Source organism: Draconibacterium sp. IB214405, from assembly GCF_033963885.1.
In the GTDB taxonomy this organism is placed as follows: Bacteria; Bacteroidota; Bacteroidia; order Bacteroidales; family Prolixibacteraceae; genus Draconibacterium.
The window spans coordinates 175,300-197,881 of the sequence record NZ_JAXBMA010000006.1; the positions used below are offsets into that span (position 1 = coordinate 175,300).

Here is a 22,582-nt window from a genome sequence, read left to right on the forward strand (position 1 = left end):
TAGGGGGAACAAAAAAGGCCGGGATAACCCGGCCTCTTCATATCTCGTTCGAATGATTTTCTTAAAGTGTTTTTGCTACCTCAATTTCGTGGTAAGCTTCAACGTGGTCTCCCACTTTAATATCGTTAAAGTTTTCGATGTTCAAACCACATTCGTAACCGTTCTTCACTTCTTTTACGTCCTCTTTAAAACGTTTCAGCGATCCGAGTACTCCGTCGTAAATTACAATACCATCGCGAATTACACGAGCTTTCGAGTTACGTGCTATTTTACCATCGCGAACAATACATCCGGCAACAGTTCCAACTTTTGTAATCTTAAACGTTTCAAGCACTTCAACGGTTCCGGTAATTTCCTCCTTAATATCAGGAGAAAGCATACCTTCCATTGCCGCTTTAATCTCGTTAATCGCATCGTAAATAATCGAGTACAAACGAATATCGATTTGCTCGCGCTCTGCCATTTTACGTGCATTTAACGATGGACGAACCTGGAATCCAACAACAATTGCTTCTGAGGCAACCGCCAGCGAGATATCAGATTCAGAGATCTGACCAACCGCTTTATGGATAATATTGATTTGAATTTCTTCAGTCGATAATTTGATTAACGAATCAGATAATGCCTCGATCGAACCATCCACGTCACCTTTTACAATAAGGTTCAGCTCCTGGAAGTTTCCGATTGCAATACGACGTCCGATTTCGTCAAGCGTAATGTGTTTCTGCGTACGCAATCCCTGTTCGCGTGCAAGCTGCTCGCGTTTGTTGGTAATGCTGCGGGCCTCACGTTCGCTCTCCATTACATTGAATTTATCACCCGCTTGTGGTGCTCCGTTCAATCCAAGGATAATTGCAGGTTGTGCAGGACCAACTTCTTCAACTTTCTGATTACGTTCGTTAAACATTGCCTTCACGTGTCCGTAGTACTGTCCGGCAATAATTATATCTCCCACTTTCAGGGTTCCGCTCTCTACCAACAAGGTAGAAACATATCCTCTACCGCGGTCGAGCTCAGATTCAATAATTGTACCTTGTGCTCTTTTATCAGAATTGGCTTTTAGCTCCAGCATTTCTGCTTCAAGCAATACTTTTTCAAGAAGCTCTTCGATACCAATTCCATTTTTAGCTGAAATATCGTGCGACTGGTATTTACCACCCCACTCTTCAACCAGGTAATTCATGTTCGCAAGTTCTTCTTTAATCCTTTCAGGATTTGCACCCGGCTTATCAATTTTGTTAATGGCAAAAACAATCGGCACACCAGCTGCAGTAGCGTGGTTGATCGCTTCAATTGTTTGTGGCATCACATTATCGTCGGCTGCTACAATAATAATTGCAATATCGGTTACCTGTGCTCCACGAGCACGCATCGCGGTAAACGCTTCGTGACCAGGAGTATCAAGGAAAGTAATATCTCTTCCGTCTTCAAGACTAACGTGGTATGCACCAATGTGCTGTGTAATACCACCGGCCTCACCGGCAATTACGTTCGTGCTTCGAATATGGTCGAGCAACGATGTTTTACCGTGGTCAACGTGTCCCATTACAGTAACAATTGGCGGACGAGCTTTTAAATCCTCAGGATTATCAACTTCCTCTTCAATCGCTTCTGCAATTTCAACACTAACGAACTCAACTTTAAACCCGAACTCTTCGGCAACCACAGCCAAAGTTTCGGCATCGAGACGCTGGTTAATAGATACGAACATACCGAGCGACATACATGATGAAATAATTTCGTTTACTCCAACATTCATCATGGTAGCCAATTCTGCAACAGTAACAAACTCGGTTACTTTCAGAATGTTCTGTTCCATCATTTGCTGTTCCATATCTGCCTGCATTCTTTCGCTGGCAGCGGCACGCTTGTCACGACGGTGTTTTGCTCCTTTTTTTGTTTTACCCTTTGTTGTTAAACGGGCAAGTGTATCTTTAATTTGCTTTTGTACGTCTTCCTCGTTAACCTCTTTTTTAAGCGGTCGTTTTCTTTTTGCTCCGGGCTGTTGTTTGTTTGCCTGGAATTTTCCTCTCGGACGATCGCCTTGTTGTTGCTGTTGTTGTTTATCAACGCTAACACGACCGGTATCTTTTGTGATACGCTTTCTGCGTTTTTTTCGGTTGCCCTGGTCGCCTCCATCTTGTTTTTTCTCAGGAAGATCAATTTTCCCCAAAACAGTAGGACCATTCAACCTATTAGCTTTTGCTCTGATAACGTCACCACCTTCAGCTTGGTTTGAACCTCCCTGAGGTTGACGCTCGGCAGCTTTTTGTTTCTGACGCTCTTTACGTTCCTTTTCGCGCTCTTCTTTTGACTTTTTGGCCGGACGGGTTTTCTGATTCATATTGCTCAGATCGATCTTTCCAACCACTTTTACCTCGTCAACTTTTGGAACTTTTGTCTCGGTAAGTTCTTTTTCTTTTGGAGGCGCTGCTTCTGCTTTAGGCTGCTCTGCTACTTTTTCTTCTTTTGCAACAGGTTCGCTTTTTGCCTCAATAACCGGTTCTTTTTTCGGTTCTTCTTTAACCGGTTTTTCTTCTGCTTTTTCCTGAACAGGAGCCTTCTCAACAGGTTTTTCCTCTACAGGTTTTTCGGTTTTCTTTTTAACACCGTTAACCTCATCCAGGTCAATTTTGTCAAGAACCTTAACTTTTACCTCAGGCTTTTTAACAACCTCTTCCACAGGTGCTTCCTGAATATCTTTTTTAGCAACAGGCTCACTTTTTGGTTCTTCTTTCTCTTGCTCAGCTTCCTCCGGCTCCATAGAAATAACTTCTTTCTTTGGACGCTGACTTTTCAGATTCATCTTTTCCGACTCTTTCTTGATGGTAATATCTGTTTTATATTCCATTTCAAGAAGTTGCACGGCGTCTCCGGAAACTTTAGTATTAGGATTTGAATCAATATCATATCCTTTTTTATGCAAGAATTCAACAATGGTGTGGATCCCCACGTTGAACTGTCTTGCAAGTTTACTAAGTCTTTGTGTATTGCCTGCTACCATATAATTTCTTTATTTACTTTTCTAATTTCTTGAATAAATCCCGTTGTTTATAAACAGTCTTCTATTCAAACTCTGAACTAAGAATCTTCAGAACGTCGTCGATAGTTTCCTCTTCGAGGTCGGTTCTTTTAATCAATTCTGCACGAGGAATATTCAATACGTTTTTAGCAGTATCGCATCCGATACCTTTTAACGAATCAATTACCCAGCTTTCAATTTCGTCTGCAAACTCATCCAGGTTTACATCTTCATCGTCTTCTTCCATCTCACGATAGACATCGATTTCGTATCCGGTTAACTGGCTGGCCAAACGAATGTTTAAACCTCCTTTACCAATTGCCAACGATACTTCTTCCGGTTTCAGATAAACTTCAGCTTTTTTATCTTCTTCCAATATTTTTATCGAATTAATTTTCGCCGGATTCAGTGCGCGTTTAATAAACAACTGAAGATTTGACGAGAAATTAATTACGTCGATATTTTCGTTACGCAGCTCGCGAACAATTCCGTGGATTCTCGATCCTTTCATACCCACACAAGCTCCAACAGGATCGATACGTTCGTCGTACGATTCAACGGCAACTTTTGCACGCTCGCCCGGTACGCGAACAATTTTCTTGATGGTAATTAATCCATCGAAAATTTCCGGAATTTCCAATTCGAACAAACGCTCGAGGAAAGCCGGTGCTGTACGCGACAAAATAATCAGCGGGTTGTTATTGCGTAATTCTACTTTATATACAATTGCGCGAACGTTATCGCCTTTGCGGAAATAATCTGATGGAATTTGTTCCGATTTTGGAAGGATCAATTCATTTCCTTCATCATCAAGAATCAGAATCTCTTTTTTCCAAACCTGATAAACTTCACCGGTTACAATGTCGCCAATTTTGTTTTTGTATTTACCGTAGATATGGTCTTTCTCCAGCTCCAGAATTTTACTGGCCAGGTTCTGACGCAAGTTCAAAATCGCACGGCGTCCAAAATCGGCCAACTTAACCTCGTCGGTAACTTCCTCGCCTACTTCGTAATCGTCGTCAATTTTCAGCGCATTGCTCAAAGTTATCTGCAAATTCGGATCTTCGATCTCGTCGTCTGCAACAACTTCGCGGTTTCGCCAAATCTCAAAGTCGCCTTTATCAATATTGATAATCACGTCAAAGTTCTCATCAGTTCCATACTGACGGATAAGCACGCTGCGGAATACTTCTTCCAGCACACTCATCATTGTAACCCTGTCAATGTTTTTTAGCTCCTTAAATTCGGCAAAAGTATCTATCAGGTTAATATTTTCCATCTTGCATCATTTATTTAAATGAAATAACCGCTTTCGCACTTTTTATTTCGTCGTATTTTAAAATATGTTTTTTTACTACCAACTGCTTTTTTTTATGCCCTTCAACTTTTTCACGTTTCGAGGTCTCCAGCACTATTCCTTCGTCTGTGCTTTCCAAAAGCAAACCTTCCAATTTCTCGCTTTCTGCTGTTACAACATTAATTTCTTTGCCGGTATATTTTTCGTATTGCTGCCTAACTTTAAAGCTTTCTGTTAAGCCCGGCGACGAAACCTGCAAGGAAAAGTCCTCTTCTTCCCTGTCGAGATTGTGTTCAACATTACGACTGATAGCAATACATTGTTCGATTGTAATTCCATTAAATCCATCAACATATACATTAATATCGTTGGCCGAGCTGATAGCTACATCAACTACAAACATCTGATCATCAAGACGTTCATTCACCAATTCTAATACTTTCTGTTTCGCTATCATTTCTCCTTATGTAACAAAATAGGGAACCATCGGTCCCCTAAAAATTCCGCTTTTTAGAAAATTCTCGGCAAAAATAGTAATATTATGCAACAATTACAAATAACAGCACACGCATAAATCTCTGATTTTAAACTAAAAAAATCATTAACCGCTTTCTGTGCATAACAAATCTATTTTTAGCGAGCCCGACATTTTATTTCAGAAAAAAAACGTTGTCATTTGTATTTCAGAAAGTTTTATAATTTTAAACCAATCCAACAAGTGGCTTGTGCAGCAAATACAATTAAATAAGAAAAAGATTATTAACGACCCCGTTTTTGGTTTTATCAATCTTCAATCAGATATTATTTTCGACTTGTTGGAGCATCCAACATTTCAGCGTTTACGCCACATTAAACAACTCGGATTATCGTACCTCGTATTTCCGGGAGCCAACCACACCCGTTTTGAGCACGCCGTTGGAACAGTACATTTAATGCGGCAGGCCATTTCTGTTTTACGGATGAAAGGCCACAACATTACCGACGAAGAAGCAGAAGCCGTAACTATTGCTATTTTGTTACACGACATTGGTCACGCACCGTTTTCGCACGTTCTGGAAAATACGATGGTAAACATTTCGCACGAAAATATTTCGTTGATGCTCATGCAGGATCTTAACCGCGAATTTAACGGAAAACTCGATCTTGCCATCTGCATATTTACAAATCAATACAAAAAACAATTCCTGCACCAACTGGTTGCCAGCCAACTCGACATGGACCGGCTCGATTACCTTAGCCGCGACAGTTTTTTCACCGGAGTGGTTGAAGGTACGATCGGTATCGAGCGTATTATTAAAATGCTGAACATTCATAACGACCAGCTGGTGGTTGATGTAAAAGGTATTTACTCCATCGAAAAATTTCTGATTTCGCGTCGTTTGATGTATTGGCAGGTTTATCTTCATAAAACAGTTGTTGCTGCCGAATTCTTATTAATTAATGTATTAAAAAGGGCAAAAGAGCTTATTTCGCAAGGCGATTCGCTGTTTGTAACACCAACACTCAAGATTTTTCTTACCAATAATTTAACCCCGGAAGACTTTACGACCAATATTGAGATCGATGGGAAAAGTGTTCTCACATGGTATACATTGCTCGACGACAACGACATACTAATTTCGATTAAAGAGTGGCAAAATCATCCCGATCCGGTTTTATCGAAGCTGGCACAGGGAATTACCAACCGCAAACTCCCGCGGACTAAATTCAGCGACAAACCAATTTCGGCAAGTAAGGAAGAAAAGTACATTAAGAAGATTAAGGAACACATAATTGCCGATCCTGATTTGGCAAAACACTTCCTGATGACAGGTGTTATAACCAATAATGCTTACAACAAACACTACGAAAATATATCGGTATTATATAAGGACGGAACAGTAAAGGAAATAAACGATGCATCCGATATAAACCTCTCTGCTCTTGGGAAAACTGTAAAGAAGTATTTTGTGTGTTATCCTAAAGAATTGGACATTTACTAGTTAAAACCTATATTTGCATCGCCAAAAAAACAGATAGATGGATTTTAAAGCTACAGACATTGCCTCATTTTTAAACGGAGAAATAGTTGGTGATGGGGATGTTAAAGTATCAAATGTTTCAAAGATAGAAGACGGAAAACCGGGAACATTGGCTTTTCTTGCCAATCCGAAATACGAACACTTTATATACGAAACACAAGCTTCTGCAGTACTGGTTAATAAAAGTTTTGAACCAAAAGAAGCAATTTCTGCAACGTTAATTAAAGTTGACGATGCTTATCAGGCATTTGCGTCGCTGCTTGATTTATATGTGCAGGCAAAAGCAAGCATGAAACAAGGTATTGAACAACCTTCGTTTATTGCCGAAACCGCCACCGTTGGAGAAGATGGTTACGTGGGTGCGTTTGCATACATTGGTAACAATGCCAAAATTGGCAACAATGTAAAAATATATCCGCAGGTACATGTTGGCGACAATGTAAAAATTGGCGACGACTGTATATTGTATCCCGGAGCAAAAATTTACGACGATTGTGTTATCGGAAACCGTTGCATCATCCACTCGGGAGCAGTAATTGGTGCCGATGGTTTTGGTTTTGCACCTCAGACTGATGGCACTTATAAAAAGATCCACCAGATTGGAAATGCTGTTTTGGAAGACGATGTTGAGATTGGAGCCAATACAACTATTGATTGCGGTACAATGGAATCAACGATCATTAGAAAAGGTGTAAAACTCGACAACCTGATACAAATTGCACACAATGTTGAGGTGGGCGAAAATTCTGTGATGGCGGCACAAACCGGTATTTCAGGATCGACCAAAGTGGGGAAAAACTGTATGTTTGGCGGTCAGGTTGGCCTTGGCGGACATATTACCATTGGCGATAATGTTACCCTTGGTGCTCAGTCGGGTGTTGTTTCAAATTTAAAAAGCAACCAAACATTGCTTGGCTCACCGGCCATCGAAATCAGAACAGCAATGCGTGCTTACGTGCTGCTTAAGGATCTCCCCGAAATTCGCAGAGATGTACTTCAGTTGAAAAAAACAGTCAATACAGACAATAAAAAATAAGAAATATTTCACTTCCCTATGGTTGTAAAACAAAAGACGTTAAAGAACTCATTTAAGATTGAGGGGAAAGGTTTACACACCGGTGTTAATGTTACAATGAACTTTTTGCCGGCGCCGGAAAATCACGGATTTAAATTTAAACGGGTTGACCTTGAAAACCAACCTATTATTGATGCCGATGTTGATTTGGTTATCGACACCTCACGCGGCACACTGCTTGAGAAAGACGGCGCACGAATTGGCACCATCGAACATGCACTTGCTGCATTGATTGGAATGGACCTCGACAATGTGCTGGTTGAAGTAAATAATGAAGAAGCTCCGATTATCGACGGAAGCTCAAAATATTTTGTCGAAGCCATTGAAAAGGCAGGAGTTGTTGAGCAGGAAGCTGAAAGAGATTATTTCGAGATCACTGAAAAAATTGAGATCTACGACGAAAAATCGGACTCGCACATTATTGCGCTTCCCGATAACGATTACAGTTTAAATGTAATGATCTCATTTCCATCTGCAGTGCTGAATAACCAGTACGCAACACTCGACTCGATAAAAGACTTTAAGAAAGAAATTGCAGAGTGTCGTACTTTTGTGTTTTTGCGCGAAATTGAATTTTTACTTAGCCACAACCTTATCAAAGGTGGCGATTTAAATAATGCAATTGTAATTATTGATAAAGAGATCAGCCAGGCGGAGTTAGACCATTTGGCCGATTTAACTAACCACCCGAGAGTTGAAGTTAAACCTCAGGGAATTTTGAATAACCTTGATTTGCATTTTGATAACGAATGTGCCCGTCACAAGTTATTAGATGTAATTGGCGACCTGGCTTTGTGTGGAAAACGTATTAAAGGAAGGATTATCGCTTCAAAACCGGGTCACGGACCAAATACTATTTTTGCCAAAGCACTGAAAAAGCAATGGAAAAAAGAAGCAGAGGCCGCACCAAAATGTAATCCGAACGACGCGCCGTTAATGGACGTTAACCGAATCAGGGAGTTACTACCACACCGTTACCCGTTTTTACTGGTCGACAAAGTAGTTTGTATCCAGGAAGACGAAATTATCGGTGTAAAAAACGTTACTGTTAACGAACCATTTTTCCAGGGACATTTCCCCGATGAGCCGGTTATGCCGGGTGTGCTGTTGGTTGAAGCCATGGCGCAGTGCGGAGGATTGTTGGTTCTGAACAAACAGGAAGGACAATTTTCGACGTACTTCATTCGTATTGACAATGTTAAGTTCAGAAAAAAAGTTGTTCCGGGCGATACTCTGATTTTCAAATTAAAATTAACTTCGCCGATCAGAAGAGGAATAGCCAACATGAAAGGAACTACGTATGTTGGAGATAAAATTGTTGCCGAAGGTGAATTTATGGCACAAATTGTAAAAAAAGAAGATTAATAAAGACATTATAAAAGATGAAACAACCATTAGCTTATGTCCATCCCGATGCAAAAGTTGCCGATAACGTTGTTATTGAGCCTTTTGTTTCTATAGACCACGACGTTGTAATCGGAGAAGGGACAAGAATTGGTTCAGGTGTAACAATTTTACCCGGAACACGAATTGGAAAAAACTGTAATATATTTCCGGGTGCCGTTATTGGTGGTGTTCCTCAAGACCTGAAGTTTAAAGGTGAATATTCTACTGTTGAAATTGGCGACAACAATACAATCAGAGAATTTGTAACCGTAAACAGAGGTACTTCTGCAAAAGGAAAAACCGTAATTGGCGACAACAACCTGTTAATGGCTTACGTACACGTTGCCCACGACTGTAAAGTTGGTAGTAACATTATTTTGGTAAACAATGTACAGTTGGCCGGAGAAGTACAAGTTGACGACTGGGCTATTTTAGGCGGTATGTCGGCAGTACACCAGTTCGTAAGAATCGGATCGCACGTTATGATTTCGGGTGGATCGCTGGTTCGTAAAGACGTTCCTCCTTTTATTAAAGCAGGTCGCGAACCACTTTCGTATGTTGGTATCAACTCAATCGGTTTACGCCGTCGTCAGTACAACAACGAAAAAATTCGTGAAGTACAGGACATTTACCGTTACATCTACCAAAAAGGTTTAAACACTGCACAGGCTGTTGAAATTATTGAAGCAGAAATGCCGGCAACTCCTGAGCGCGATGAAGTTTTACTTTTTGTAAAAGATTCGAAGCGTGGTATTATTCGTGGATATTTCCCGGATTAATTACCAACCAAAAGATATCATACAAAAAAGCCATCCGTCAGCTGACGGATGGCTTTTTTTGTTTATGCTAGTTAAACTTACTTTCCATGATTCCAACCCTGCGCTTCCAACGGAATAGTTGAGCCACCGGTTGTCTGCAGATTTACTCCTTCTCCGGCCTCTGTCATATGACCAATAATTGTAAAATCAGGATCATTCTTTATTGTCTCGTAATCATCCAACGGAAGCGTAAACAGCAACTCATAATCTTCGCCACCATTTAATGCTGCAACCAAAGGATTAATGTTTAATTCTTCGGCCATTTGTTTGGTCTGGTAATCCATCGGCACCTTGTCTTCAAACAAACTGCATCCAACTCCCGAGTTTTTACACAAGTGCATAATCTCCGACGACAAACCATCAGAAATATCGATCATCGAAGTTGGTTTAATGCCCAGCTTCTTAAAGGCTGCAATAATATCTACCCTGGCTTCAGGTTTTAACTGACGTTCGAGAATATAATCGTAACCACCAAGTTGTGGTTGCATGTTCTCATTCACTTTAAAAACTTCATTTTCTCGTTCCAAAAGTTGAAGTCCCATGTAGGCTCCACCCAAATCGCCCGACACACATAAAATGTCGTTCGGTTGTGCGCCGCTTCGCATTACAATATTTTCCTTTTCTGCTTCGCCAATGGCCGTAATACTCAAAGTTAATCCGGTTAATGAGCTGGTTGTATCGCCACCAACCAAATCAACATTGTACTTCTCGCAAGCCAGGTGAATTCCTTCGTATAAATCCTCTAAAGCTTCAACCGAGAATTTACCTGACACAGCCATACTCACAATTATCTGTTTTGGCGTTGCATTCATCGCAAAAATATCCGACAGATTTACCACCACAGCTTTGTAGCCCAGGTGTTTCAACGGCACATACATCAGGTTAAAATGAATACCTTCAGTAAGCAAATCAGATGTAACAACAACCTGTTTTTCCTTAAAATCAAGAAGTGCTGCATCGTCGCCAACACCTTTTACCGTGCTTTCGTTTTTTATCGTTATCGCCTTTGTTAAACGGTCGATTAAACCGAACTCTCCCAGCTCCGAAATATTTGTTTGTTTTCTTTCTTTATTCATTGTTAATAAAAGACTATTTAGTCTGTTTTTATATACTTTTCACCTGCAAAAGTACCTATAGTTTTATATCTTTGCAATTTATACGTGAACAGGAACAAAAAAGCGTTGTTATTTAATCGAAATTGCTGTTATTTATGGTATTAAGCTCCGGAAATCAATTAGGCTTACATACCGAAAAAAAGTTTCCGGAACCATTAACCAGCAAGTAACGAAGAGACGCAAATTTTTAAACATTCGAGAGAAAGTCAGAAAATGGAAGAACAAGATAAAATATTGAATGACGTAACACAAGGCGAATACAAATACGGTTTTACTACTGATATTGAAACCGACATTATTGAGAAAGGCCTTAATGAAGACGTGATTCGTTTGATATCTGCCAAAAAGGAGGAGCCGGAATTCATGTTGAATTTCAGATTGGAAGCCTTTAAAAAATGGCAGAAAATGAAAATGCCAAACTGGGCTTATTTAAAAATTCCGCCCATCGATTTTCAGGCAATTAGTTACTACGCGGCCCCAAAACAAGGCCCTAAATATGAAAGTTTGGATGAAGTTGATCCGGAATTGCTGGACACTTTTAACAAGTTGGGCATTCCGCTGGAAGAACAGAAACATTTGGCCGGAGTTGCCGTTGATGCGGTTATCGACTCGGTTTCTGTAAAAACAACTTTTAAAGAAACGTTAGCTGAAAAAGGTATCATCTTTTGCTCTTTCTCGGAAGCAGTGAAAGAACACCCTGATTTGGTAAAAAAATACCTGGGACAAGCTGTTCCTGTAGCCGATAACTATTTTTCGGCGTTAAACTCTGCTGTGTTTAGCGATGGCTCGTTCTGTTACATTCCTAAAGGCGTTCGTTGCCCAATGGAATTGTCAACTTATTTCAGGATTAATGCAGCCAACACCGGACAGTTTGAGCGTACGCTAATTGTTGCCGACGACGACAGTTACGTAAGTTACCTCGAAGGTTGTACTGCACCAATGCGCGACGAAAATCAGTTGCACGCAGCAGTTGTTGAAATTATCACACTCGATCGTGCTGAAGTAAAATATTCAACCGTACAGAACTGGTATCCGGGCGATAAAAACGGAAAAGGCGGTATTTACAACTTCGTTACCAAGCGTGGTGTTTGCCGTGGCGTATCGTCAAAAATTAGCTGGACACAGGTAGAAACCGGTTCGGCAATTACATGGAAATACCCAAGTTGTATTCTCATGGGCGACAATTCTATTGGTGAGTTTAACTCAGTGGCAGTAACGAACAATCATCAGCAGGCCGATACCGGATCGAAAATGATTCACATCGGGCGCAATACAAAATCAACAATTGTATCGAAAGGTATTTCGGCAGGTAAAAGTGAAAACTCGTACCGTGGTTTGGTAAAAGTAATGCCAAAAGCAATTAACTCGCGAAACTTCTCACAGTGTGATTCGCTGCTGTTGAACGATACTTGTGGAGCGCACACTTTCCCGTACATCGAAGTTGGAAATAAATCGTCGATTGTTGAACACGAGGCAACAACTTCGAAAATTGGTGAAGACCAGATTTTTTACTGCAACCAGCGAGGCATTGATACAGAAACCGCAATTGGAATGATTGTTAACGGTTATGCAAAAGAAGTGCTAAACAAACTTCCGATGGAATTTGCCGTTGAAGCCCAAAAGCTTCTGCAGATCAGTCTTGAAGGCAGCGTAGGATAAACAAATTTTAAATAACTCAGGGCGAGAGTTAAGCTCTTTCCCGCAACAGTATACTAGTAAAGATGTTAAAGATTAAAGACTTATATGCTTCCGTTGAAGGAATGGAGATCCTGAAAGGAATCAATCTTGAAGTTAAACCCGGCGAAGTTCACGCTATTATGGGACCGAACGGTTCAGGAAAAAGTACACTTGCAAACGTACTTGCCGGAAAAGAGGACTATGAAGTTACCAATGGCGAAGTTGTTTTCGAAGGAGAAGATTTATTGGAGAAATCTCCTGAAGAACGCGCCAAAGACGGTATCTTTTTAAGTTTCCAGTACCCGGTTGAAATTCCCGGCGTACCAATGGTAAACTTCCTGAAGACTTCAGTAAACGAACACCGGAAGCACAAAGGATTAAAAGAACTTACTGCAGGCGAATTCCTGAAATTGATGCGTGAAAAGATGGATTTGGTTGACATGCATACCAAATTAACCAACCGCATGGTAAACGAAGGATTCTCTGGTGGTGAGAAAAAGAAAAACGAGATTTTCCAGATGGCACTGCTCGAACCGAAATTAGCAATTCTTGACGAAACCGATTCAGGACTTGATATTGACGCATTAAAAACGGTAGCCAACGGAGTAAACGCGCTTAAATCGCCTGAAAGGTCGACAATTGTGGTTACCCACTACCAGCGCCTGCTCGATTATATTGTGCCTGATTATGTACATATTCTTTACCAGGGAAAAATTGTAAAAACTGCCGGAAAAGAACTTGCCCTTCATTTGGAAGAAAAAGGGTACGACTGGATTAAATCAGAAAACGGAAATTAACATGAGCGTTTTAGTTGACAAAGCAGATTTATCGCTAAAATATACCGCGCATTACAACGAAGTAAAAGACGAGCTTTTTGCCAACTCGTCCGATATTTTGAACGCTCAACGAAATAAAGCGTTTCAAAACTTCGTCTTGCAGGGTATACCTACGCGACGAAACGAAAATTATAAATACACCAACCTGAATCCGGCGTTTTTGCCCGATTTTAAATTTATCCACACAAAGGAAGAAAAGAAAGCAGATATTAGCGAGGTTTTTCGTTGCGATGTTCCGCAACTAAACACTAACCTGGCCCTGGTTTTTAATGGTTGGTTCTACAAAAACGAAACAGAAAAAGGAGACCTTCCGGAAGGTGTAATTCTCGACAGCCTCGACAGTATTTCGAAAGAAAGACCTGAGTTGCTGGAAAAATATGCCAGCCTGGCAAATGTTGAAGAAGACCCGATGGTGGCGCTGAACACAGCTTTTGCCAAAGATGGTTTTTTCCTTTATGTTCCGAAAAATGTAGTGGTTGAGAGTCCTATTCAGATCATTAACCTGTTGCAGGACGAAAAAGATACCTTCTCTACTCAACGGAATTTCATTCTTGTTGAAGATGGTGCTAAAGTTCAGGTGTTGTTATGCGATCATACATTGAACCTGAATCAATACCTGAATAACTCGGTAACCGAAATTTTTGCCGGTAATAATTCAGAGGTTGAGTTTTATACGCTGCAAAATCAGCACAACAAGGCCACGAATATCAATTCGGTATTTATCGATCAGCAGCGCGATTCGCGTGTTACTTCGCACACGGCGTCGTTACACGGTGGCTTGATTCGTAACAACCTGAAATTTGCGTTGAATGGTGAAAACGCCGAAGCTCACATGTATGGAATGGCCTTTATGGACAAAAAACAACATGTCGATAATTTTACGCAGGTTATTCATGCAGCTCCGCATTGCGAGAGTAATCAGATATACAAGAACGTACTCGACGAAAAATCAACCGGTGCTTTTGCCGGAAGGATTCACGTTGTTCGCGATGCACAAAAAACAAATGCTTTCCAGCGCAACAACAACTTGTTGTTGACCGACGAGGCAACCATGCAAACAAAACCTCAGCTGATAATTGATGCTGACGATGTAAAATGTAGCCACGGTGCAACGGTTGGTCAGATTGACGAAGAAGCATTGTTCTACCTGCGTGCCCGCGGTATTAACGAAGATCAGGCACGCCTGATGATGATGAATGCATTTGCCCACGAGGTTGTAAAAGAAATCAAACTGGAGCCGTTGCGCGACCGTATTGACGAATTGGTTGACAAACGCCTGAAAGGTGAAGTTGCCCGTTGTCACGATTGTGCTTACCAGTGCGATTGTTAAATATTTCTTTGCGAAACTTTGTAGCCTCGGAATAAAAACAAAGTTTTAAACTCCTGGCAAGTATAGAGTTTCGCAAAGTTTCTTTTTTTACTTTTCGCTATCTTCGCCTTATGAATTACGATATCGAAAAAATCAGATCATATTTCCCCATTCTCCAGCAGAAAGTTTACAATAAACCACTTGTTTATCTCGACACGGCTGCGTCGGCTCAAAAGCCGGTTCAGGTGCTAACGAAATTGGAGCAGCTGCACAACGAGTACTATGGTAACATTCACCGTGGTGCTCACTACATGGCCGATAAAGCAACGCTTGAGTACGAAGAGGTGCGTGATAAAATACAGGCCTTTATTAATGCTGCTTCGCGAAAGGAGATAATTTTCACTAAAGGGACTACCGAAAGTATTAACCTTGTCGCCAGTAGCTTCTGCGAAAAATATGTTTCGGAAGGTGATGAGATCATCGTTTCGGAAATGGAACATCACTCGAATATTGTTCCGTGGCAAATTGCAGCCGAAAGACGAAATGCAAAAATTGTAAAACTTCCGTTTAACGACACCGGATTACTCGAGATAGAAAAGTTACCTGAACTGATCACTTCGAAGACAAAACTACTTGCTGTTAATCATGTTTCCAACGTGTTGGGAACGATAAATCCGATTGCAGAAATTATTGATATAGCACACCAACATAATGTGGCTGTTTTGATTGACGGAGCTCAGGCATCGGCACACATAAAAATTGATGTGCAAAAACTGGATGTTGATTTTTATGCTTTTTCGGCACACAAGGTATACGGACCAAACGGAGTAGGCGTTTTATACGGTAAAGAAAAGTGGCTGAACGAAATGCCTCCATACCAGGGCGGTGGACAAATGATCTCAGAAGTGTCGTTTGACGGTACTACCTTTAACGAGATACCTTACAAATTTGAAGCGGGCACGCCTAACATTTCGGGACTGGCAGCTTTTGGAGCAGCAATCGATCTGGTAAACGAAATTGGCGTTGAAAACATGGGCTGCCACGAACACGAATTGCTGGAGTATGCCACCGAAAAACTAAAAGCTATTGATGGGCTGAAGATCTACGGCGAAGCGCCTCAGAAATCTGGAGTGATCTGTTTTAATATAGATGGAATTCACTCGTACGATCTGGGAATGCTGATCGACAAAATGGGAATTGCCATTCGCACCGGACATCATTGTGCCGATCCAATAATGCAGCATTTCGGAATGTCGGCCTGTGCACGCATTTCATTTGGTATGTACAATACAAAAGAAGAAATCGATATTTTTATGGAAGCACTGAATAAAGCAATTATGATGCTTTAACCATCGATATTCAGCACAAAAGAAAATGCCATCCGAATTGAACAAGCAATCGGATGGCATTTTTTATATTGGAAATTCCACTAAAAATAAGCTTAATAATTTGACTCCTTAATTTCGAAGTACGACTGTGGATGCTGACAAGCAGGACACATTTTCGGAGCTGCTGTACCTTCGTGAATAAAACCACAGTTACGGCATTTCCACACTACTTTATCGCCACGTTTAAATACTTTACCTTCTTCAAGATTGTTGTACAATGTACGGTAGCGTTTTTCATGTGCTTCCTCTACTCGGCCAATAAGTTTAAAAGCCATTGCAATTTCTTTAAAACCTTCTTCTTCTGCAACTTTGGCAAACTCAGGATAAAGCTCCGTCCACTCTTCATTTTCACCATCGGCAGAAGCTTTCAGGTTTTCCATGGTAGTACCAATTTTACCCGCCGGGTACGCTGCTGTAATTTCAACCATGCTGCCTTCTTCTAAAAATTTAAAGAAACGTTTTGCATGCTCTTTTTCGTTCAATGCTGTTTCGTCAAAAATGGCTGCTATTTGTTCTAAACCTTCTTTTTTAGCTTGTTTTGCATAATAATCGTAACGCATACGTGCCTGCGACTCACCGGCAAATGCTTTTAATAAATTCTGTTCGGTTTTTGTACCTGCTAACTGTGTCATATTCTCTCTTGATTTTTTAGTTTTTCTGTTTGGAGCAATAAAGATAATGATTTACCTACTGGCATACTATACATAAAGATAGTTTTGAATTAGTCTGAATAAACGACATACAGCATTGTCATAAACAAGAAAATTACGATCTTTGCTAACTCTTAAAAACGATATTTATGAGCATGGAAGAAATTCAACAGGAGATAATTGAAGAGTTTTCGATGTACGAAGACTGGATGGACAAATATGGATACCTGATTGAATTGGGGAACGATTTGGAAGACCTTGACGCCAAGGACAAAAACGACCAGAATATTATAAAAGGATGCCAGTCGCGCGTGTGGTTGGTTGCCGAGTTAAAGGATGGTAAAATATACTTCCAGGGCGAAAGTGATGCGGTAATTGTAAAAGGTTTGGTAGCCTTGTTATTGCGCGTTGTTTCGGGCCGTACACCAAAAGAACTGCTTGAAACAGAACTGCACTTTATCGACGATCTGGGATTAAAACAACACCTGTCGCCTACCCGTTCAAACGGTCTGCTGGCCATGGTAAAACAAATTCGCTTATACGCTGTTGCTTATAGCAAGATTGCAGGTTAAGGAGGACACAAAATGGATAAAAGAATAGATCTGATTATAAATAACCTGAAAGAGGTTTACGACCCGGAAATTCCGGTAAATGTATACGACTTGGGACTGATTTACAATGTAGATGTAGACGAAAATAATCAAGCTAATATATTGATGACACTTACCGCACCGGGTTGTCCGGTGGTTGATGTATTGGTCGACGACATTACTCAGGCAGCTCAATCGGTAGAAGGTGTAGAAAAAGTTGATGTAGAATTAACGTTCGAACCGCCTTGGGATAAATCGATGATGAGCGAAGAAGCCCGACTCGAACTGGGATTCTTTTAAACTCGTTCGCAAATTTAGTACCTGGTTTCAACCCATTTTTACCCCATGCTGTCAGTGATTTTTATTTTTGGTATTTTCGCTTTCTATGAGTCACTTACCATTCGAGTCAAAAATTGTTATTCTTTGTGATGGATCTTTCCCTCAGCATCACATTCCGCTGTCTGTATTAGAAAATGCCGAACAGATTATTTGTTGCGATGGTGCAGCCGACAAACTTATTGCTTATGGTTTGGAACCAACTTTTATTGTTGGCGACATTGATTCTGTTTCGGAAAAGACAAAGGCTGACTTTGCCGATCGAATTGTTTTAAATACTGACCAGGAAACAAACGACCAGACCAAAGCCATTGAGTTTGTATTAAATCGTGGTGCTAAAAACGCAATTATTTTAGGTGCTACCGGAAAACGAGAAGATCACACTATTGGAAATATCTCGTTACTTTTAGATTATGCAGAAAAGCTTGAAGTGCTCTCAATAAGTAATTCCGGAATTTTCCGACCAGTTCTTAAATCACAAACACTTCCCTCTTTCAAAGGACAACAGGTTTCCATTTTCTCTTTGGGGAATCCCGCTACTGTTACATCACAAAATTTGAAATTCCCTTTAACAAAAACTGTTTTAAGTTCGTGGTGGATGGGAACCTTAAACGAATGTCTTGGCGAATCATTTTCGCTTGAATTTGAAAAAGGGAAGCTGATTGTATTTCAAAGGTTTGAATAAAAAAAGGTGCCCGCAAGCACCTTCATAAATATATCCTTCTGTAATATTAACTATTCAATCTTCATTGGCTTGTCCACTTTAGCCTTTAAAAGTGCGACATCAAGCACATCCATTATCGTATTCACAAAGTGGAACTTTAACCCTTTTATGTAGGCATCTTTAATGTCTTCCAGGTTTTTCTTGTTTTGCTCCGATAGTATGATCTCGGTAATTCCGGCACGTTTTGCAGCCAGAATTTTCTCTTTAATACCTCCAACCGGCAGTACTTTCCCGCGCAAGGTTATTTCACCTGTCATAGCCAGGTTTTTCTTCACTTTGCGTTGCGTAAATGCCGATGCCAGCGATGTTACCATTGTAACCCCCGCCGACGGACCATCTTTTGGAATAGCTCCTTCAGGCACGTGAACATGCACATTCCACTTCTCAAAAACTTCAGACTTCAGATTCAACTCTTCAGCGTGCGATTTCAGGTATTCGTGTGCCAGCATTGCCGATTCTTTCATCACATCGCCCAGGTTTCCGGTAAGCGTTAAAGCACCTTTTCCCTTGCTTAGGCTGGTTTCTACGAAAAGAATCTCGCCACCAACGGCGGTCCAGGCTAAACCTGTCACCACACCGGCAAAATCGTTGCCTTGGTATTTTTCTTTCGAATACTCGGTAACACCCAAATATTCGCGTACATCAGCTTTACTTAGTTTCTTATTATACGATTCCTCAAAAGCGATCTTTTTGGCAACACGACGAACCAGTTTTGCCAGCTTTTTATCCAATTCGCGCACACCACTTTCGCGGGTGTAACCGTCGATAATCAGCTCGATAATATCTTTTGGGAAGGTAATATCCGATTTTTTCAATCCGTGATTCTCCAGCTGTTTTGGAATCAGGTGACGTTTTGCAATCTCAATTTTTTCCTCAACCAGGTAACCACTCACCTCTATCAATTCCAAACGATCACGCAGAGGTGGAGCGATGGTACTCAACGAGTTTGCAGTTGCAATAAACATTACTTTCGACAAATCGTAATCATGCTCGATGTAGTTGTCATGGAATTCTCCGTTTTGCTCCGGATCAAGCACTTCAAGCAGTGCAGAAGCCGGGTCGCCATGAAAGTGTTTCGAAACCTTATCGATCTCATCCAGAATAAACACCGGATTCGACGATTTTGCCTTCTTAATATTCTGAATAATACGCCCCGGCATTGCACCAATGTAGGTTTTACGGTGACCGCGAATCTCCGACTCGTCGTGTAAACCACCCAAACTCATTCGCGCATATTTACGCCCAAGGGCACGTGCAACCGATTTTCCCAACGATGTTTTTCCAACCCCCGGAGGGCCGTACAAACAAAGAATCGGCGATTTCATATCGTTTTTCAATTTCAAAACTGCCAGATGTTCCAATATACGTTCTTTCACTTTTTCAAGTCCGTAGTGGTCTTCATCCAACACTTTATTGGCGTGCTTCAGATCGAAATTATCAGTGGTATATTCATTCCAGGGTAAATCAAGCAAAGTCTGGCAGAAAGTAAACTGCACCGAATATTCACCGGCTGCTGGATTTAAACGTCCCAGCTTCTCTACTTCGCGGTGAAAAAACTCATCCACGTCCTTCGACCATTCTTTCTTTTTTGCCTTTTCTTTAAGTCCTCTAATTTCCTGCTCTACAGGATTTCCACCCAATTCGTCCTGAATGGTTTTCATTTGCTGGTTCAGCATGAACTCGCGTTGTTGCTTATCCATGTCGGTTTTTACCTTCTTCTGAATATCATGTTTCAGCTCCAGCATCTGAACTTCTTTCACCAAAAAACTAATCGCCTGAATTCCGCGATCTTTCAGGCTTTCAATCTCTAAAAGCTTTTGTTTATCGTCAACATTAATGTCTGTGTTCGAACAAATAAAGTTGATCAAAAAGGTAGAATTCTCGATATTTTTAACGGCAAAAGTTGCTTCAGGCGGCACATTGGCCGAGAACTGCGCAACTTTTATCGACAGGTCTTTTAACGACCCAACAATGGCATTAAATTCATTGTCATCTTTCGAGGTAATATCTGTTAAGGGCTCAACAGAAGCTTTAAAATACGGATCTTCACTTACCATCTCATTGATGCGGAAACGACGTTTACCCTGAATAATCACAGATGTCGATCCATCGGGCATTTCCAGCACCTTCATAATTTCGGCCACCGTACCAATTTCGTAGAGGTCTTCTGCTTCGGGCTTGTCAACCGTATAGTCTTTTTGAGCTACGGTACCCAGCAGTTTGCTTCCACGGTTTACATCGCGAATCAACTTTAACGATCGTTCGCGGCCAACGGTAATTGGCAAAACCACGCCAGGAAACAAAACGGTGTTACGCAAAGGTAAAATCGGAAGAACCGACGGCACTTCAACATTCTTTAAATCCTTATCATCGCCATCGGCAATAATTGGTAGAAAGTCTGATTCGTCATCCATCATTCCCGATCCGAACATTGTTTGAAAAACTGTATTTTTATATTTACCCATTTTCTTTTTTATAATAATGACATTCTGTCGTTAAACGGACAGAACAGGCAAAACATTGCCGGTTTTTTGTGTACAGTACAGTAAAGCAATAGCCATGCCATTTACACAGACTGCTTACCATGTCGGATTGTTCATCAAAATTCGGAGAATAACCCGACAAATTTGCACCATCGCCTCTACGGAATGAGACAAATCTGAATTTTTAGAAATAAAAAAAGCATTCATCTAACCGACGAATGCTTTTCTCTATATCTGTAAGAAATATTATTTCTTTCTGTTTTCCATGTGCTTACCGTAACGGCTCATAAATTTATCAACACGTCCTGCAGTATCCACAAGTTTAGTTTTACCTGTGTAGAATGGATGTGAAGTGTTTGAAATCTCCAGTTTGTAAACCGGGTATTCAACGCCGTCGATAGTTTCTGTCTCTTTTGTGTCAACAGTAGAGCGGGTAATAAAAGTATGTCCGTTCGACATATCTTTAAAAGCTACCAGTCTGTATTCCTGTGGATGAATTTCTTTTTTCATTTTGCTTTATTGTTTGCTGAATGGTTACACTCTCGCTGTGCAATCCATTCGAAAATTTATATTCTTAATCTATTTTCGGGCTGCAAAGATATATATTGTTTGCAACTTTCCAAAAACTTATCCTATTTATTTGCTTATTAAACAAGTTGTTAATCCTAACTAATTAGCGGAGCCTTTGTCACCTTTTTACTTCGGTCGAACAAATACCGCATTGTATAATGTGTTTTGGCCTTTTTAGCGCCTGTCGCTTCGTAAATTGAAATAATCTTTGGATTAAAATCACCGGCCCACGACAACTCCACTTCTTTGTAATGTTGGTGCGATTTCTTTTTCATTATCTGCTCCTGATGCCAGAAAATTCCGGATTCGATTCCGGCACGCTGATATTTCGGATCAACTCCCATCAGGAAAATCCGGGTTCGGTTGATTACATTTTTCTTTTTGTAATACAAGAACTTTAAAATTCCGGGGAGATTTAGTTTCCCATTCAGTTTAATCAGCAACTGATTAATATCCGGAATCATCACAAACATCGCAATTGGCTTATCCTCGGCGTATGCAAACCAAATCATTTCCGGATCGAGAATCGCTTTTGACTCGGTCAGAAAATCATACAGATCGTCCGGGTCGAGTGGTTTGTAATGCTCGTGAAACGACCAGGCTGCATCGTAAATCTCACAAAAATCTTTTACGAACTTATCGGCTTTTTTAAAATCGAAATGTTTGAACTGATATTGCGGCTTCTTAGCTACCCATCCCGCAATTTTCCAGAAACGCTCGGGAAAAGGAACAGTGTAATCGAGATGGAAACAATACTGCTCGAAATACACTTCGAAACCAAATTCACGGAATAACTTCTCGTAATATTTTGGATTGTAAGGCATTCCAAATCCCTGTGGCATAAAACCATCAACCAGCAATCCCCAGTTTACATAGTTCTCGCCAAAATTTATCGGGCCGTCCATGGCCTCCATGCCATTTTCTTTGTTCCAGTCGGCAGCCGCTTTAAAAAGTAAATTTGCAGCTTCCTGATCGTCGATACACTCGAAAAAACCACAGCCACCTGTTGGTTGCTCGTAAGTTTTTGCCAGGTTAAAATTTATAAATGCAGCAATCCTTCCGATTAATTTTCCATTATCGTCAATCAAAATCCAGCGTATGGCTTTCCCATTACGAAAGGTTTTGTTTTTTTTCGGATCAAAGATTCCCTCAACCATCCCCTGTAAAGGAGCGGCCCAGTTTGGATCATTCTTGTAAATGATGTGTGGTACCTGGTGAAACTGTTTCTTTGTCCCCCTATCAACGACTTCTATTAACTGCATCTTTAAAATTTGTCGCAATAATA

At 40.7% G+C, this 22,582-nt stretch carries 19 protein-coding genes; 11 read left to right on the top strand and 8 right to left on the bottom strand.

The features are described from left to right. Positions 1–61: 61 nt before the first annotated feature. From infB to rimP, 3 genes are all read right to left on the bottom strand, one after another. A complete protein-coding gene (gene infB / locus SLH46_RS19770; protein ID WP_320282952.1) occupies positions 62–2,851 on the bottom strand; it encodes a translation initiation factor IF-2 in 2,790 nt (929 codons plus the stop codon). A gap of 214 nt (positions 2,852–3,065) precedes the next feature. Then, positions 3,066–4,301, bottom strand: coding sequence for a transcription termination factor NusA (nusA, locus tag SLH46_RS19775; RefSeq protein WP_320282953.1), 1,236 nt, complete (start codon positions 4,299–4,301; stop codon positions 3,066–3,068). A 10-nt stretch (positions 4,302–4,311) separates the two neighbouring features. Beyond that, positions 4,312–4,776 (bottom strand): ribosome assembly cofactor RimP, encoded by a 465-nt coding sequence (gene rimP / locus SLH46_RS19780; RefSeq protein WP_320282954.1) that lies wholly within the window; start codon positions 4,774–4,776, stop codon positions 4,312–4,314. A gap of 268 nt (positions 4,777–5,044) precedes the next feature. Here rimP and SLH46_RS19785 point away from each other — a divergent pair, with 268 nt between their 5' ends. The 4 genes from SLH46_RS19785 to lpxA are packed head-to-tail and all read left to right on the top strand — an operon-like array spanning position 5,045 to position 9,580. Beyond that, positions 5,045–6,301 carry an HD domain-containing protein gene (locus SLH46_RS19785; protein ID WP_320282955.1) on the top strand — a complete coding sequence of 419 codons (1,257 nt, stop codon included), beginning with the start codon at positions 5,045–5,047 and terminating at the stop codon, positions 6,299–6,301. Positions 6,302–6,338: 37 nt separating this feature from the next. Next, positions 6,339–7,376, top strand: a complete 1,038-nt coding sequence (lpxD, locus tag SLH46_RS19790) for a UDP-3-O-(3-hydroxymyristoyl)glucosamine N-acyltransferase (protein WP_320282956.1) — start codon at positions 6,339–6,341, stop codon at positions 7,374–7,376. 18 nt (positions 7,377–7,394) lie between these two features. Then, on the top strand, positions 7,395–8,780 hold the full coding sequence (locus SLH46_RS19795; protein ID WP_320282957.1) for a bifunctional UDP-3-O-[3-hydroxymyristoyl] N-acetylglucosamine deacetylase/3-hydroxyacyl-ACP dehydratase: 1,386 nt from the start codon (positions 7,395–7,397) through the stop codon (positions 8,778–8,780). Between the two features lie 17 nt (positions 8,781–8,797). Next, positions 8,798–9,580, top strand: coding sequence for an acyl-ACP--UDP-N-acetylglucosamine O-acyltransferase (gene lpxA / locus SLH46_RS19800; protein ID WP_320282958.1), 783 nt, complete (start codon positions 8,798–8,800; stop codon positions 9,578–9,580). Positions 9,581–9,657: 77 nt separating this feature from the next. On the opposite strand, the gene thiL is transcribed toward lpxA, so the two are convergent. Then, on the bottom strand, positions 9,658–10,695 hold the full coding sequence (thiL, locus tag SLH46_RS19805; protein WP_320282959.1) for a thiamine-phosphate kinase: 1,038 nt from the start codon (positions 10,693–10,695) through the stop codon (positions 9,658–9,660). 252 nt (positions 10,696–10,947) lie between these two features. On the opposite strand from thiL, the gene sufB reads away from it, so the two are divergent. The 4 genes from sufB (at position 10,948) to SLH46_RS19825 (ending at position 15,905) form a co-directional block, all read left to right on the top strand. Beyond that, complete coding sequence (sufB, locus tag SLH46_RS19810; RefSeq protein WP_320282960.1) at positions 10,948–12,393, top strand: Fe-S cluster assembly protein SufB; 1,446 nt, start codon at positions 10,948–10,950, stop codon at positions 12,391–12,393. A gap of 62 nt (positions 12,394–12,455) precedes the next feature. Then, positions 12,456–13,208 (top strand): Fe-S cluster assembly ATPase SufC, encoded by a 753-nt coding sequence (gene sufC, locus SLH46_RS19815; protein ID WP_320282961.1) that lies wholly within the window; start codon positions 12,456–12,458, stop codon positions 13,206–13,208. 1 nt (position 13,209) lies between these two features. Further along, the gene (sufD, locus tag SLH46_RS19820; RefSeq protein ID WP_320282962.1) at positions 13,210–14,577 is read left to right on the top strand and encodes a Fe-S cluster assembly protein SufD; all 1,368 of its coding nucleotides are present in this window, start codon (positions 13,210–13,212) and stop codon (positions 14,575–14,577) included. A 110-nt stretch (positions 14,578–14,687) separates the two neighbouring features. Further along, positions 14,688–15,905 (top strand): aminotransferase class V-fold PLP-dependent enzyme, encoded by a 1,218-nt coding sequence (locus tag SLH46_RS19825; protein WP_320282963.1) that lies wholly within the window; start codon positions 14,688–14,690, stop codon positions 15,903–15,905. A 92-nt stretch (positions 15,906–15,997) separates the two neighbouring features. Here SLH46_RS19825 and rbr read toward each other — a convergent pair whose 3' ends face one another. Beyond that, the gene (gene rbr / locus SLH46_RS19830; protein ID WP_320282964.1) at positions 15,998–16,576 is read right to left on the bottom strand and encodes a rubrerythrin; all 579 of its coding nucleotides are present in this window, start codon (positions 16,574–16,576) and stop codon (positions 15,998–16,000) included. 167 nt (positions 16,577–16,743) lie between these two features. On the opposite strand from rbr, the gene SLH46_RS19835 reads away from it, so the two are divergent. The 3 genes from SLH46_RS19835 (at position 16,744) to SLH46_RS19845 (ending at position 18,205) form a co-directional block, all read left to right on the top strand. Beyond that, positions 16,744–17,166, top strand: a complete 423-nt coding sequence (locus tag SLH46_RS19835) for a SufE family protein (RefSeq protein ID WP_320282965.1) — start codon at positions 16,744–16,746, stop codon at positions 17,164–17,166. A 12-nt stretch (positions 17,167–17,178) separates the two neighbouring features. Continuing rightward, positions 17,179–17,484: a metal-sulfur cluster assembly factor gene (locus SLH46_RS19840; protein ID WP_320282966.1), complete on the top strand. Its 306-nt coding sequence runs from the start codon at positions 17,179–17,181 to the stop codon at positions 17,482–17,484. Positions 17,485–17,569: 85 nt separating this feature from the next. Next, a complete protein-coding gene (locus tag SLH46_RS19845; RefSeq protein ID WP_320282967.1) occupies positions 17,570–18,205 on the top strand; it encodes a thiamine diphosphokinase in 636 nt (211 codons plus the stop codon). Positions 18,206–18,255: 50 nt separating this feature from the next. Here SLH46_RS19845 and lon read toward each other — a convergent pair whose 3' ends face one another. From lon to SLH46_RS19860, 3 genes are all read right to left on the bottom strand, one after another. Then, positions 18,256–20,709, bottom strand: a complete 2,454-nt coding sequence (lon, locus tag SLH46_RS19850; RefSeq protein ID WP_320282968.1) for an endopeptidase La — start codon at positions 20,707–20,709, stop codon at positions 18,256–18,258. Between the two features lie 264 nt (positions 20,710–20,973). Then, on the bottom strand, positions 20,974–21,237 hold the full coding sequence (locus tag SLH46_RS19855; RefSeq protein ID WP_320282969.1) for a type B 50S ribosomal protein L31: 264 nt from the start codon (positions 21,235–21,237) through the stop codon (positions 20,974–20,976). 155 nt (positions 21,238–21,392) lie between these two features. Next, positions 21,393–22,559: a GNAT family N-acetyltransferase gene (locus SLH46_RS19860; protein WP_320282970.1), complete on the bottom strand. Its 1,167-nt coding sequence runs from the start codon at positions 22,557–22,559 to the stop codon at positions 21,393–21,395. Between the last annotated feature and the right edge of the window lie 23 nt (positions 22,560–22,582).